14 protein-coding genes and 2 tRNA genes are annotated in these 12,626 nt (G+C 64.8%); 11 read left to right on the top strand and 5 right to left on the bottom strand.

Features of this window, described 5'->3' with window-relative positions:
- Positions 1 to 97: 97 nt before the first annotated feature.
- The 5 genes from VARPA_RS24800 (at position 98) to VARPA_RS24780 (ending at position 3,791) form a co-directional block, all read left to right on the top strand.
- Positions 98 to 1,231 carry a helix-turn-helix transcriptional regulator gene (locus VARPA_RS24800; protein ID WP_013543336.1) on the top strand — a complete coding sequence of 378 codons (1,134 nt, stop codon included), beginning with the start codon at positions 98 to 100 and terminating at the stop codon, positions 1,229 to 1,231.
- Positions 1,232 to 1,381: 150 nt separating this feature from the next.
- Entirely contained in the window at positions 1,382 to 2,365 is a 984-nt protein-coding gene (locus tag VARPA_RS30810) for an ornithine cyclodeaminase family protein (protein ID WP_013543335.1), read from the top strand.
- Positions 2,356 to 2,432: transfer RNA gene (locus VARPA_RS24790), tRNA-Arg, on the top strand. The genes VARPA_RS30810 and VARPA_RS24790 overlap by 10 nt, the downstream gene beginning before the upstream one ends.
- Positions 2,433 to 2,731: 299 nt before the next feature.
- Positions 2,732 to 3,481, top strand: a complete 750-nt coding sequence (locus VARPA_RS24785; RefSeq protein WP_013543334.1) for a TerC family protein — start codon at positions 2,732 to 2,734, stop codon at positions 3,479 to 3,481.
- A 233-nt stretch (positions 3,482 to 3,714) separates the two neighbouring features.
- Positions 3,715 to 3,791, top strand: a tRNA-Arg gene (locus VARPA_RS24780).
- Positions 3,792 to 3,849: 58 nt separating this feature from the next.
- Here the strand turns inward: VARPA_RS24780 and VARPA_RS31755 are convergent.
- Positions 3,850 to 4,113, bottom strand: a complete 264-nt coding sequence (locus VARPA_RS31755) for a hypothetical protein (protein ID WP_234974840.1) — start codon at positions 4,111 to 4,113, stop codon at positions 3,850 to 3,852.
- Here VARPA_RS31755 and VARPA_RS31750 point away from each other — a divergent pair.
- Positions 4,106 to 4,381, top strand: coding sequence for a hypothetical protein (locus VARPA_RS31750; RefSeq protein WP_234974838.1), 276 nt, complete (start codon positions 4,106 to 4,108; stop codon positions 4,379 to 4,381). The two genes, VARPA_RS31755 and VARPA_RS31750, sit on opposite strands and share 8 nt — an antisense overlap.
- A 43-nt stretch (positions 4,382 to 4,424) precedes the next feature.
- Positions 4,425 to 5,003 (top strand): transcription elongation factor GreB, encoded by a 579-nt coding sequence (greB, locus tag VARPA_RS24770; RefSeq protein ID WP_013543332.1) that lies wholly within the window; start codon positions 4,425 to 4,427, stop codon positions 5,001 to 5,003.
- Positions 5,004 to 5,029: 26 nt separating this feature from the next.
- On the opposite strand, the gene VARPA_RS24765 is transcribed toward greB, so the two are convergent.
- From VARPA_RS24765 to VARPA_RS24750, 4 genes are all read right to left on the bottom strand, one after another.
- Positions 5,030 to 7,288 (bottom strand): RelA/SpoT family protein, encoded by a 2,259-nt coding sequence (locus VARPA_RS24765; protein ID WP_013543331.1) that lies wholly within the window; start codon positions 7,286 to 7,288, stop codon positions 5,030 to 5,032.
- A 93-nt stretch (positions 7,289 to 7,381) separates the two neighbouring features.
- Entirely contained in the window at positions 7,382 to 7,585 is a 204-nt protein-coding gene (gene rpoZ / locus VARPA_RS24760; RefSeq protein WP_013543330.1) for a DNA-directed RNA polymerase subunit omega, read from the bottom strand.
- Positions 7,586 to 7,616: 31 nt separating this feature from the next.
- Complete coding sequence (gene gmk / locus VARPA_RS24755; RefSeq protein ID WP_013543329.1) at positions 7,617 to 8,237, bottom strand: guanylate kinase; 621 nt, start codon at positions 8,235 to 8,237, stop codon at positions 7,617 to 7,619.
- Positions 8,238 to 8,254: 17 nt separating this feature from the next.
- Entirely contained in the window at positions 8,255 to 9,178 is a 924-nt protein-coding gene (locus VARPA_RS24750; protein WP_013543328.1) for a YicC/YloC family endoribonuclease, read from the bottom strand.
- A 92-nt stretch (positions 9,179 to 9,270) separates the two neighbouring features.
- Between VARPA_RS24750 and VARPA_RS24745 the strand changes: the two genes are divergently transcribed.
- From VARPA_RS24745 to rdgB, 4 genes are read left to right on the top strand one after another with little or no spacing between them, the layout of a single operon-like run.
- Positions 9,271 to 10,278: a serine/threonine protein kinase gene (locus VARPA_RS24745; RefSeq protein WP_013543327.1), complete on the top strand. Its 1,008-nt coding sequence runs from the start codon at positions 9,271 to 9,273 to the stop codon at positions 10,276 to 10,278.
- Positions 10,279 to 10,282: 4 nt separating this feature from the next.
- Positions 10,283 to 11,188 carry a PP2C family protein-serine/threonine phosphatase gene (locus VARPA_RS24740; protein WP_013543326.1) on the top strand — a complete coding sequence of 302 codons (906 nt, stop codon included), beginning with the start codon at positions 10,283 to 10,285 and terminating at the stop codon, positions 11,186 to 11,188.
- Positions 11,189 to 11,236: 48 nt separating this feature from the next.
- Positions 11,237 to 11,968, top strand: coding sequence for a ribonuclease PH (rph, locus tag VARPA_RS24735; protein ID WP_013543325.1), 732 nt, complete (start codon positions 11,237 to 11,239; stop codon positions 11,966 to 11,968).
- A gap of 57 nt (positions 11,969 to 12,025) precedes the next feature.
- Entirely contained in the window at positions 12,026 to 12,625 is a 600-nt protein-coding gene (gene rdgB / locus VARPA_RS24730; RefSeq protein ID WP_013543324.1) for an RdgB/HAM1 family non-canonical purine NTP pyrophosphatase, read from the top strand.
- The last annotated feature ends 1 nt before the right edge of the window (position 12,626 follow it).

Below are 12,626 nucleotides of genomic sequence, written 5' to 3'. Positions count from 1 at the left end.
TGCGCGCAGGCATCGAACCCTAGACTGCCTCTTGCCAACGACTTGATGCCCGCGTTGCATGCAGCGCGGCCCACCAACGTGTAAGGAGTGTGCAGTCATGCCGTCTAGCCAGGCCCCTTGGTTTGCGATGCCCGAAGCGTTCGAGGAGTGGCGCGGTCGGCCCAACCGTGCGACACCGCCCAGGCAGGCCCGGCCACCGGCCGGCGCGGACCACCAGCCGGCGGCTGCGCAGGCGGATCCGGATCCGCTTCTCGCCGAGACGCCGCAGGCGCTGCGGGCCCGCGACCAGGGCTTTTCCATCTTTCCGGAGCACTTCATGCCCAGCGACAACGCCGCGAACCTCGGCGGGCGGATGCCGGACTTCTTCACCGACGACCATCTCGCACGACCGCAGATGAAGCCGGGAAGCCTCGGCCACCCTCAAGGCCTGCTCGGACAGCTCCTGCTGGCGCCGGAGCGCGAGATGCGCCTGTCGCTGGTGAAGCAGGCGCTGCGCCAGAACGGCTTCGAATGGCTCGCCTATGGAACCTTGCGGCCGCGCAACGGCGGCCTGCACCCCATGCGCTTCCTCAGCAGCTACGCACACCAAGACTGGGCAGAGCACTACTTCGCGCACGGCTTCCACGAGGTCGATGTGCGCCACAAGGACGCGCCGGCGTCCGGGCTGCCGCTGGTGTGGGATCTCGAGTCGTTGGAGCAGGCGCAGTCCAGGCAGCCGCTGCGGCTCGACTCGGCCGAGACTGCCGCGCGCCAGCGACGCTTCCTGGACGACATGGAACGCCACGGGATCCGCAGCGGCGTCTTCCTGCGCCTGGCCACCCCCGGCCAATCGGGCGACCACACCTTCATCAGCTGTCTTTCGCGCACGCCGAGCCGCCGCTGGATCATCCAGCGCGTGACGGGCAATGCGCTGGCGCTGGGCCTGAGCATCCACGAGTACGTTTCGCAGCATGTGCTGGCAGGCTGTGCAGCGCAGGCCTCGCAATCGCCCGCTGCGGACGGGCCTTCGAACGACGGGCTCGCGGGTCTCATTTCGCCGACGCAGCGCGCCATCCTCGAAGAACTGATGGCGGGGTGCAGCGACAAGGAGATCGCCTACCGGCTGGGTCTGTCGGGCTACGCGGTGGACTACCACATGCGCCAGTTGCGCCGGCGCTTCCAGGTCAGAAATCGGGTGAAGCTCGCCAGTGTGGCTGCGGCCCTGTGGAAGTCGGAGCGCCCCCCCGAATGAGCGCCTGGCCTGCGAAGGCCATCCATGCAGGCACCGCGGCAGCCGCGTTCGCGCCAGGGTATGCATGGGCGCTATGCAGCCCGCCTCCACAGCGATGACCTCCGTGCGGGCGTCGACGCTGGATTGAAAACGTCACAACCTTCCATCAACATGCAGAATATTTTTGTCAGCGATGCCGAGGTGGCGAGCGCCATCACCATGCAAGAAGCCATCGAGGTCATGCGCGCCGCTTTCGTCGATCTTGGCCGCGACCAGTCGTTCGTCCAGGATCGCATGCGTCTGCACGGAACCGGCGCCTCGCTCTCGATGATGGGCGGCATCTACGGCGCGGCGCAGGTGATGGGCACCAAGGTCTATTCCACCGTCCAGGGCCAGTTCGATTTCGTGATCCCGCTGTTCTCCAGCGCAACCGGCAAGCTGCTGCGCATCGTGCAAGGCAATCAACTCACGCGGCTGCGTACCGCCGCTGTGACCCGCATCGTGGCCGACGCGGTGGTGCCGGCGGGACCGCTGCGCCTGGCGATCTTCGGCTCGGGCGTGCAGGCGCGCGCCCATGCCGAGGCGTTCTGCGAACGCGGCCGCGTCTCGCAAGTGCTGGTGTGCGCCATCGACGGGGCCGACGCGTTTTCGGCCGACATCGGGCGCCTGTATGGCATTGCCTCGGACACCGCCGACGCCGAGCGGGCCGTGCGCGACGCCGACATCGTGATCACCGCGACGCGCGCCACGGCGCCACTCTTCGATGGCGCACTGCTCAAGCCCGGCGCGTTCGTGGCGGCGATCGGTTCGTCCAAGCCGCAGGCGCGCGAAGTCGACGACCAGGTGCTGGCGCGCGCGTCCATGGTGATCGTGGAGTCCGCCGGACAGGCCCTGCGCGAGGCCGGCGAATTTGTCATGGCCTCGCGTCCGGAGGCGCTCGTGGCCAAGCTCGTGGAGCTCGGACCGCTGCTGGCCGGCGAGGTCAGCGCGCGTGCGCAGGGCGGGGGCGACATCGTGCTCTACAAGTCTGTCGGCATCGGCCTTGAAGACGTGGCGTTGGCGCACCGCATTCACCAGCGGCTCCCGATGTCCGCGCCGCAGGCAGAATCGGAGGCGCTTCCGAGCGGGTTAGAATCCGCAGCTTCGCGGCTGTAGCTCAGTTGGATAGAGTACTTGGCTACGAACCAAGGGGTCGTGGGTTCAATTCCTGCCAGCCGCACCAAACCCAGCGTGGAAGATCTTTTCTTCCACGCCTTTCTTCATGAAAAGCGCCTTTCGGGGCGCTTTTTTGTTTCCTTGACCATTGCTCGTTGGTCAATAGGGTGGGCCGCATCGGGGGGCAGATCCGCTGCTTCGAAAGAATGCGCCACAGGACGCCCTTGTCCCTGTTTCCGCAGCCGTTGCCTGCGACAGAAAACCATGCGCTTCCGCTAGGATCGTCCCGCCCCGAATCGCCGATGGGATCTCGCGGCTGGCCATCCGACCAACCCTTTCCGGCGCTGCCGGAGCGAAAGAACTTCAATGCTTGAACTCGTGACGAATCCTCAGGCCTGGGTCGCCTTCGCCACCCTGACTGCGCTGGAGCTCGTGCTGGGCATCGACAACATCATCTTCATCTCCATCCTTGTGGACAAGCTGCCCGTCGAGAAGCGCGAATTCGCGCGGCGGGTGGGTCTGTTCCTGGCCATGTTCATGCGCATCGGACTGCTGCTGGTCCTTGCCTGGATTGTGGGACTGGTCGCGCCGCTCTTTTCGGTGCTCGGCAAGGAAATCTCGGGCCGCGACCTGATCCTGATCCTGGGCGGCCTCTTCCTGATCTGGAAGAGCACGACCGAGGTCCATCAGTCGCTGGAGGGCGAGCACGAGCAGAAGTCCAGCGCCGTCAAGGCCACGCTCGCCTCCGTCATGCTCCAGATCATGATCATCGATCTGGTGTTCTCGCTGGACTCGATCATCACGGCGGTCGGCATGGTGGACGACGTGCGGGTGATGATCGCCGCGGTGATCGTGTCGGTGCTCCTGATGATGCTGTTCGCAGGTCCGATCGGCCGCTTCGTCTCGAGCCACCCGACGATCAAGATGCTGGCGTTGTCGTTCCTCGTGGTGGTGGGCGTCGTCCTCGTGGCCGAGGGTTTCGACCACCATGTGCCCAAGGGCTACGTGTACTTCGCGATGGCGTTCTCCCTGGTCGTGGAGATGCTCAATATCCGGATGCGGAAGAAGGCGGCCAAGGCCGTGGAGTTGCACCCGCCTCGCATACCGGGCGCTTGAAGGTCCGCGCGCGATAGAGGTCTCGAGGTGATGGATCAGGGCAACGATTCGTCGCGAGTATGTAAAAGCACACCACAGGCTCTTCCGGTTGCCGGAGCAGAGGGAATCGGGCCGCTGAGTGCTTCCCAACTTGCTTTCGAGACCTTGTCGAGCGGCTCGTTCTCGGCAACTGCGATGCTTCGACTGCGCGGGTTCCGAAGCCCTGAAAAACGCATGCTATAATTGCAAGCTGTGCGGCTGTAGCTCAGTTGGATAGAGTACTTGGCTACGAACCAAGGGGTCGTGGGTTCAATTCCTGCCAGCCGCACCACTCTCTTAATGGCCTAGAAGGTTTACCTTCTAGGCCATTTTCTTTTGGGTGACGTGAATCAGAGAAAAGCCGCCGTTCCAGCGGCTGTGCCGTCTGGCTTCTGGACGCTAAAGTCCCGTTTCAAGTCAAAACGGATCAGGGCGACCATGAACATTCGAACGGCGCGCTGCGCATGCCAACTGCTGTTGCTGATTTCGGCGGCAGGTTCGGCGTTCGCGGGAACCATTGCATGTGTGCCGAGCCCGGGCGGCGCGGCTGGCTCGTTCAACTGGATCCGCAGGATCTCGATCGACGAGCACTCGCGCACCGTCAACATGGACATCGTGCGCTCCAGAACGAAGGACACGGAAACCATGGGCAAGATGCGCGCCGAACTGGTGAGCATGGACGGCACCTCTTCAGGCGAGCCTGTCTATCTTTTCAACTCCATTCCCGCTGCCGGTGAAGAGGTCACGAACCTCTTCAAGCTGTTCAAGGCGGGTGATTGGCAACTGGCCAGGGTCGGGATCGTCTTCGTCAACAAGATGCCCGCCTTGCGAGGCGTCGAGCCGACCGTGTCGTTCGACTGCAAGCGCTCGGACCTGGGTTGATGTCGTACTGGCGAACCGTTCTACCTATTCAAGAGGTTCTTCGTTGAACAAGGCATTCACAAAGGAAACCGACAACGACGCCGAGGACGACGGCGCCGACGGGGTGGCGCCTCCATTGCCGGCGGGCAGCAAGAACTACATCACGCCGGAAGGCTACGCACGGCTGCGCGACGAGTTGCTCCAATTGATGGACGAGGAGCGCCCGAAGGTCGTCGAGGCCGTGCACTGGGCCGCCAAGAACGGCGACCGCTCGGAAAACGGCGACTATCTCTATGGCAAGAAACGCTTGCGCGAGATCGACAGGCGTATTCGCTTTCTCACCAAGCGCCTCGAAATCGCCGAGGTCACCGATCCGTCGGTGCACCATGGCAGCGACCAGATCTTCTTCGGTGCCACGGTCCGTTATGTCGATGAGACGGGCGACGACGAACGCACCATCACGATCCTCGGCATCGACGAAGCCGACAGCGCCCAGTCGCAGGTCAGCTGGATTTCCCCGATCGCGCGGGCTTTGCTCAAGTCGCGCGAGGGCGACGTGGTGAAACTGGTGACGCCGGGCGGGGCGCACGAGGTGGAGATACTGTCGGTGAGTTATCCGGCGCCACGTCCGGTGGTGGACTGACCGGCGCGGCGCCAGCCAGTTTTTCTTCAGGGCGCCGGCACTGTGCGCGCCGCGGTCAGCACCGAGGCGGTTCGTCGGGCGGCGCGCAGCACGGCGTCGAGGTGCGCGCGATCGCGCACCGCGATCACGAAGCGAAGGTCGGTCGAATCCTGCGGCGTCTCATCGGCCATTTCCACATGCGTGATGTCTGCTTCCGCATCCGCCAACGTGGCGGCTACGCGCGCCAGCACGCCCTTGTCATTGCGCACGGTGATCACGACGCCGGTCTCGAACGCGCGCGTTGGCTCGTCCGCCCATTCGACCGCGAAGAACCGCTCGCTGTCCTTGTGGCGCAGCCGCTGTCCCACGCCGCAATCTTCGGTGTGGACCACCAAGCCCTCGCCGTGCCCGAGGTAACCGACGATCTGGTCGCCCGGAATGGGGCGGCAGCACAGCGCAAAGCGCACCGAAGAGTTTTCGCTGCCATCGAGCGTGACCGCGCCCTGCGACACGGCTTCGTGCGGGATGAGGCGCTCTCGGCTCAGCAGCAGGGCATCGGGGCGTTCGCCCAACTCGGCCAGCAGTGCCATGAGTCGCTTGGCGACGATGCTTGCAATGCGTTTGCCAAGGCCAATGTCGGTCAGCAATTCAGAACGGGTGCGGTTGCCGGTGAAACGCAGCAGCTTTTCCCACAAAGCCTGGTGCTCGTCGTCGTCCTCGGGCAGCTTGCCGAGACCTTCGGCGCGCAGCGCCTGTGCGAGCAGCTTTTCGCCGAGGCCTTCGGATTCGGCATGTGCCAGCGTCTTCAGGTAATGGCGGATCTTGGAGCGCGCCCGGCCGGTCCGAACGAAGCCGAGCCAGGCGGGATTGGGGGTCGACACGGGCGCCGTGATCACCTCGACCACGTCGCCGTTCTTGAGTTCGGTGCGCAGAGGCACCTGGTCGCCGTTGATGCGCGCGGCCGAGGTGTGGTCACCGATGTTGCTGTGGATGGCGTAAGCGAAGTCGACCACCGTGGCGCCACGCGGCAGCGCCATGATCTGGCTCTTTGGAGTGAAGACATAAACCGCGTCGGGGAAGAGGTCCACCTTGACGTGGTCCCAGAACTCGGCGGCGTCGCGCGTCTCGTCCTGGATGTCGAGCAGCGACTGCAGCCACTTGGTGCCCAGCCGGTCGTTGCTTGCCCCGTTCGGCTCGGCCGCCTTGTAGAGCCAGTGCGCCGCGACGCCGGATTCGGCAACCACGTGCATCGCTTCGGTACGCAGCTGGAACTCGACGCTCACGCCAGCCGGCCCCACCAGCGTGGTGTGCAGCGACTGATAGCCGTTGAGCTTGGCGATCGCGATATGGTCCTTGAACTTGCCGGGCAGCGGCTTGTACATCTGGTGAAGGATGCCGAGGCCCGTGTAGCAGGCAATGACGTTCGGCACGATCAGGCGGAAGCCGTAGATGTCGGTCACCTGGGCAAAGCTCAGGTGTTTATCTTCCATCTTGCGGTAGATGGAATAGAGCGTTTTCTCGCGTCCGGCGATCCGCAGCGTCATACCGGCGGCAGAGAAAGCGGTCTCGACTTCTTTCTGCACCTTCTGGATCAGGTCACGTCGTCGCCCGCGCGCCTTGGCCACCGCCTTGGACAGCGTGGCGTAACGCCACGGCTTGAGGTGCCGGAACGACAACTCCTGCAGTTCGCGGTAGGTCTGATTCAGCCCGAGGCGGTGCGCGATGGGTGCGTAGATCTCGAGCGTTTCGCGCGAGATGCGGGCCCATTTTTCACGCGGCGCGTCGGCCAGCGTGCGCATGTTGTGCGTGCGGTCGGCCAGCTTGACGAGGATGACGCGCACGTCGCGCGCCATGGCCAGCAACATCTTGCGGAAAGACTCTGCCTGGTTCTCTTCACGCGTATTGAACTGCAGCTTGTCGAGCTTGGTGAGCCCGTCGACCAGTTCGGCGACCGGGGCGCCGAAGCGCTCGATCAGCTCTGGCTTGGTGACGCCGCAGTCTTCGATGGCGTCGTGCAGCAGTGCGGCCATCAGCGCCTGGGCATCGAGCTTCCATTCGGCGCATTGCGCCGCCACGGCGATGGGGTGGGTGATGTACGGCTCGCCGCTGTTGCGCAACTGGCCCAGATGGGCCTCGTCGGCGAAGCGGTATGCGCGGCGTACCAGCTCGGTGTCTTCGGAGCCCAGGTAGTCCAGGCGCGCTGTCAATGCGGCGAAGCTTGCGGCGGCCGCGTTCAGCGCCGCCGGACTCGGCTTCGGCGTGCCCCCCGATGGGGCATGGGACTGATGTTTGGCGACCGCGCTCATGGCTACCACTTTAGCGTGACCGTTCCATGGGCGCGTCCAGACATAAAAAAAGCACCGCTTTGCGGTGCCTTTTCGTTGCAGGGCTGCGTCAGATCAGCCCGGCACCTTCTTGAGCATTTCGATGCCGATCTTGCCTTCGGCGATCTCGCGCAGAGCGGTCACGGCGGGCTTGTTCTTGCTCTCGATCTTGGGCGCGTGGCCTTGGCTCAGCATGCGCGCACGGTACGTGGCGGCCAGGACGAGCTGGAAGCGGTTCGGGATCTGAACCAGACAATCTTCGACGGTGATGCGGGCCATGATGGGTATCTTTCGGTCGGTGAGCAGGAGATCAGGGAATGTTCAGTGCGGCAAAGGTGTCGGCACGTGCACGGCGCTGTGCGGAATACCGGAGCCGTTGAGCGTGGACAATCGCCTTGAGATCAAAAAGCGCCCGCTCAAATAACTCGTTGATTATAACGAAGTCGAATTCCCCGGCCCGGGCCATCTCTTCTGCGGCGTTTTTCAGGCGCAATTCGATGACCGAGGCGCTGTCCTCGCCGCGTCGCTCGAGCCTGGAGCGAAGTTCTTCCCAACTGGGAGGCAGGATGAAGATCATCACCGCGTTCGCAAAGGTCTTGCGGATCTGAAGGGCGCCCTGGAAGTCGATTTCGAGGATCACGTCGGCCCCTTGGGCGATCCGCTCCTCGATGGCCTTCTTGGAGGTGCCGTACCGGTGGCCGTGCACATGGGCCCATTCCACGAAGCCGTCGGCCGCAATCAGGGCGTCGAATTCGGGAGGCGAGGCAAAAAAGTACTCGCGGCCGTGCTTTTCCTGTCCGCGCGGCGGCCGCGTGGTATGTGACACCGACGGCTGAACCGCCGAGTCGAGCTCCATGAGCGCCTTGACCAGGCTCGATTTGCCGGCCCCGCTGGGCGCGGCGACCACGAAGATGTTGCCGGGGTAGTCCATTCTTTCGCTCGTCGTCGTCATTCGATGTTCTGGACCTGTTCGCGCATCTGCTCGATCAGGACCTTCATGTCCACGCCGATGCGCGTGAGTTCCAGGGCTGCCGACTTGGAACCCAGGGTGTTGGCCTCGCGGTGCAGTTCCTGGATCAGGAAGTCCAGGCGCTTGCCGATCTCGCCACCCTTCTTGAGCAGCCGCTCGATTTCGTCGAGGTGCGAATTCAGCCGGGTGAGCTCTTCCGCCACGTCGATGCGGATGGCAAAGGCAGTGGCCTCGGTCAGCGCGCGGTCTTGAGCGGCTTCGGGCAGCGTGCCGCCCGTGCCGGCGGTCAGGCCCATGGCCTCTTGCCAGCGCTCCAGGAAGCGATTGCGCTGCTGTTCGACCAACTGGGGCACCAGCGGACCGGCCTGCTGCACAAGGACGCGCAATTGAGCCAGGTGTGCATCGAGCATCTTGGCGAGCCGGGCGCCTTCGCGCTGGCGGGCGGACATCAGCGCTTCGAGCGCCTTGCCGGCCACGTCGAGCAGATCGGGGCCCCAGTCGCCGCGGGTGGCGCCGTCGCCACCGGCGAGGCGGATCACGTCGGCCACGCTCAGTTCGCGCGCTCCTGGGAGCCAGGCCTTGATGCCGTCCTGCACCCCGTTGAGCCGCTGGAGCAGCTTGACGGAAGGCTCGACGACGCCCGCCTGGGCGGTGTTCTCGATGGCCGCGCGGACCTCGACCTTGCCGCGCTTGAGCTTGCCCGTGAGCAGCTCTCGCAGCGCCGTCTCATGCTGGCGCAACTCCTCCGGCAATTTGAAGGTGAGGTCGAGGAAGCGGCTGTTGACCGAGCGGATTTCTACCCCGAGCCGGCCTGCGGCGGAAGGCCGTGCATCGGCTTCGGAGTGGCTGCCTGCGGACCCGTTCTGGCCGCTGGCGTAGCCGGTCATGCTGTAAACTGGCATTGCGCCTCACTGTGGTTTTTGCTTGCATGCACCGAGGCGTCGGTACAGCGTTCGCTTGCCGCACCATCGCCTTCGGGCGAAACTCCCGGATTATGTCAAAGGTCAAGCCTTCGCCCCTGTTGCCCGATACGGTCATTGGCGGTTACCGCGTTGTTCGCCGGCTTTCCGCAGGTGGTTTTGGTGTCGTCTATCTCGCCATCGACCCCAGCGGACAGCAGGTGGCCATCAAGGAATATCTGCCGTCTTCGCTGGCTACCCGCGGGCCCGGCGAACTGCATCCGCAGGTGCCGCCCGAAAAATTGTCCCTCTACCGGCTGGGGCTCAAGAGCTTCTTCGAAGAAGGCCGCTCGCTCGCGCAGATCTCTCATGCCTCGGTCGTCAGCGTGCTCAATTTCTTCCGCGAGAACGAGACCGTCTACATGGTCATGAACTACCTGGAGGGCGCAACCCTGCAGGACTTCGTGGTCACCGCGCGCGACCTCAAGCGCCAGAAGGTGTTCCGCGAATCGACCATCCGCTCGCTTTTCGACGAGATCCTGCGCGGCCTGCGCATCGTGCACCAGTACAAGATGCTGCACCTGGACATCAAGCCGGCCAACATCTTCGTCACCGACGACGACCGCGCCGTGCTGATCGACTTCGGCGCCGCGCGCGAAGTGCTCAGCAAGGAAGGCATCTTCATCCGTCCCATGTACACGCCGGGCTTCGCCGCCCCCGAGATGTACCGGCGCGATTCGTCGATGGGCCCCTGGACCGACATCTACGCCATCGGCGCCTGCATCTACGCCTGCATGCAGGGCTACCCGCCCAACGATGCACCCAAGCGCATCGAGAAAGACCGCCTGAGCCTGTCGCTGTCGCGCCTTCGCGGCGTGTATTCCGACAACCTCATCGAGGTGGTCGAGTGGTGCATGTCGCTCGATCCGCTCTCGCGCCCCCAGTCGGTCTTCGCGCTGCAAAAGGAATTGAGCCGCGAGGGCGAGCGCCGCTACACCAAGCTCACCGTCGGCGAGAAGGTGCGGCTGTCGTTCGACAACATCCGCTCCTTCGACAAGAAGAGTCTGCCCCGGGCTGCGGCCCCCACAACGCGCCCCGCATGACGCCATGAAATTCTCTGTCTTCCAGGTCAGCCGCAAAGGCGGGCGTCTCAAGAACGAAGACCGCATGGGCTATTGCTACACGCGGGAGTCGGGCCTGTTCGTGCTGGCCGACGGCATGGGCGGCCACCCCGAAGGCGAAGTGGCGGCCCAGTTGGCGCTGCAGACCATTGCCGCGCTCTACCAGCGCGAGGCGCGGCCGACCGTGAAAGACGTGAAGGGTTTCCTCGCCGAATCGGCGATGGCCGCGCACCAGCAGATCATGCGGTACGCGAGCCACAAGGCGATGCTCGACACGCCCCGCACCACCGTCGTCGCGGCCGTGCTGCAAGGCACGAGCGCCACCTGGATGCACTGCGGCGATTCGCGCCTGTACGTCGTACGCGACGGCCGCCTGTTGACCCGCACGCGCGACCATTCGCACGCCGAGCGCCCAAAGCCCCAAGGTTCGGACATGCCGGTCAACCGCAACCTGCTGCTGACCTGCCTCGGTTCCCCGACCACGCCGCTGTTCGACATCTCGCCGCCGCTGCAGCTGCAGCGCGGGGATCGCATCATGTTGTGCTCCGACGGCGTGTGGGGCGTGCTCGACGATGCGCTCATCGTGCACACGCTTTCCTCCGGCAAGCCCGTGTCCGATGCAGCCCCCGACCTCGCCGAGATGGCGCTGCGCAAGGGCGGTGCCCACAGCGACAACGTGACCCTCATCGCGCTCGAGTGGGAGATGTCCGAAACGCTCGGCGAAGACCGCGGCATTTCCACCGAGACCATCGACGACGGCGTGTTCGCCTCGACCATCCAGGCCGGCATGCCCTCGGACGGCGAGATCGAGGACATGGACGAAGACGCCATCGAGCGCTCCATCGCCGAGATCAACGAAGCCATCCGCCGTTCGGCTGCACGCAAGACCTGAGTTCCAGGTCGCGCGCCGTTCCCCTTTTTCCTTTTCGAGCTTCCAACAATGACTGCTTTCACCCGAAGCGGCGGCCGTGCCGCCGACCAGCTGCGCCCCGTTCGCATCACCCGCGGCTTCACCATTCACGCCGAGGGCTCGGTGCTCATCGAGTTCGGCCAGACCCGCGTGCTGTGCACTGCCTCGGTGGAAGAGCGCGTCCCCCCGCACAAGAAGGGCAGCGGCGAAGGCTGGGTGACCGCTGAATACGGCATGCTGCCGCGCGCCACCCACACCCGCAGCAGCCGCGAGGCCGCCAAGGGCAAGCAGACCGGCCGCACGCAGGAAATCCAGCGCCTCATCGGCCGCTCGATGCGCGCCGTGTTCGACCTCGCCGCCTTGGGCGAGCGCACCATCCACCTCGACTGCGACGTGCTGCAGGCCGATGGCGGCACGCGCACCGCGGCCATCACCGGCGCCTTCGTTGCTGCACAAGACGCGGTCAACAAACTGCTGGCCGCTGGCACGCTGAAAGCCTCGCCGATCAAGGGCCACGTGGCTGCCATCTCGGTAGGCATCGTCGGCGGCACGCCGCTGCTGGACCTCGAATACACCGAAGACTCGAGCTGCGACACCGACATGAACGTCGTCATGACCGGCGCCGGCCATTTCGTCGAAGTGCAGGGCACGGCCGAGGGCGTGGCGTTCACGCGCGAAGAAATGAACCTCCTGCTCGGCCTGGCCGAAAAGGGCATCGGCGAACTCGTCACCCTGCAGAAGCAGGCATTGCAGCCGAACTGAAATCCTCCCAGCTACTGACGTCCGCCAGCCGGGCGTCACAGCCACTTTGATCGATCCATGAAACTGGTCCTGGCCTCCAACAACCAAGGCAAGCTCGCCGAACTTCAGCAACTGTTCGCGGCGTTGTCCGTCACCCTGGTGCCGCAGTCGGCACTGGGCGTGGGCGAGGCTGAAGAACCCTTCCGCACCTTCGTCGAAAACGCGCTCGCCAAGGCGCGCCACGCCAGCGCCGCGACTGGCCTTCCGGCCATCGCCGACGACGCGGGTCTCTGCGTCGATGCCTTCGGCGGCCTGCCGGGCGTCGACACCGCGTACTACGCCACGCAATTCGGCTACGCCAAGGGCGATGCCAACAACGTGAAAGCGCTGCTCGAACAGCTCGACGGCGTCGTCAATCGTCGCGCCGCGCTCGTCAGCACGCTCGTCGCGCTGCGCAGCCATGATGACCCAGAACCGCTCATCGCCGTCGGCCGCGTGGTCGGCGAGATCGCGCTGGCGCCGATCGGCGACAACGGCTTCGGCTTCGACCCGGTGATGTACCTGCCCGCCTTCGGCAAGACATTTGCGCAGCTCACGCCCGAGGTCAAGAACGCCAACAGCCACCGCGGCCGCGCGGCGCAGGCGATGCTCGCGTTGATGCGCGAGCGCTGGCTGTAGG

It is taken from the genome of Variovorax paradoxus EPS (assembly GCF_000184745.1).
GTDB lineage: Bacteria > Pseudomonadota > Gammaproteobacteria > Burkholderiales > Burkholderiaceae_C > Variovorax > Variovorax paradoxus_C.
This window is presented reverse-complemented; position numbering and strand designations above follow the sequence as displayed.

What these genes read in the sequence shown, in the direction of transcription:
- VARPA_RS24765 (WP_013543331.1), bottom strand. Translation starts at nt 7,288, where the DNA reads ATGAGCGCGGTCGCCAAACATCAGTCCCATGCCCCATCGGGGGGCACG.
- VARPA_RS24785 (WP_013543334.1), top strand. Translation starts at nt 2,732, where the DNA reads ATGCTTGAACTCGTGACGAATCCTCAGGCCTGGGTCGCCTTCGCCACC.
- rph (WP_013543325.1), top strand. Translation starts at nt 11,237, where the DNA reads ATGACTGCTTTCACCCGAAGCGGCGGCCGTGCCGCCGACCAGCTGCGC.
- rpoZ (WP_013543330.1), bottom strand. Translation starts at nt 7,585, where the DNA reads ATGGCCCGCATCACCGTCGAAGATTGTCTGGTTCAGATCCCGAACCGC.
- rdgB (WP_013543324.1), top strand. Translation starts at nt 12,026, where the DNA reads ATGAAACTGGTCCTGGCCTCCAACAACCAAGGCAAGCTCGCCGAACTT.
- VARPA_RS24750 (WP_013543328.1), bottom strand. Translation starts at nt 9,178, where the DNA reads ATGCCAGTTTACAGCATGACCGGCTACGCCAGCGGCCAGAACGGGTCC.
- VARPA_RS24745 (WP_013543327.1), top strand. Translation starts at nt 9,271, where the DNA reads ATGTCAAAGGTCAAGCCTTCGCCCCTGTTGCCCGATACGGTCATTGGC.
- VARPA_RS24800 (WP_013543336.1), top strand. Translation starts at nt 98, where the DNA reads ATGCCGTCTAGCCAGGCCCCTTGGTTTGCGATGCCCGAAGCGTTCGAG.
- VARPA_RS31755 (WP_234974840.1), bottom strand. Translation starts at nt 4,113, where the DNA reads ATGTCCATGTTGACGGTGCGCGAGTGCTCGTCGATCGAGATCCTGCGG.
- VARPA_RS24740 (WP_013543326.1), top strand. Translation starts at nt 10,283, where the DNA reads ATGAAATTCTCTGTCTTCCAGGTCAGCCGCAAAGGCGGGCGTCTCAAG.
- VARPA_RS31750 (WP_234974838.1), top strand. Translation starts at nt 4,106, where the DNA reads ATGGACATCGTGCGCTCCAGAACGAAGGACACGGAAACCATGGGCAAG.
- VARPA_RS30810 (WP_013543335.1), top strand. Translation starts at nt 1,382, where the DNA reads ATGCAGAATATTTTTGTCAGCGATGCCGAGGTGGCGAGCGCCATCACC.
- gmk (WP_013543329.1), bottom strand. Translation starts at nt 8,237, where the DNA reads ATGGACTACCCCGGCAACATCTTCGTGGTCGCCGCGCCCAGCGGGGCC.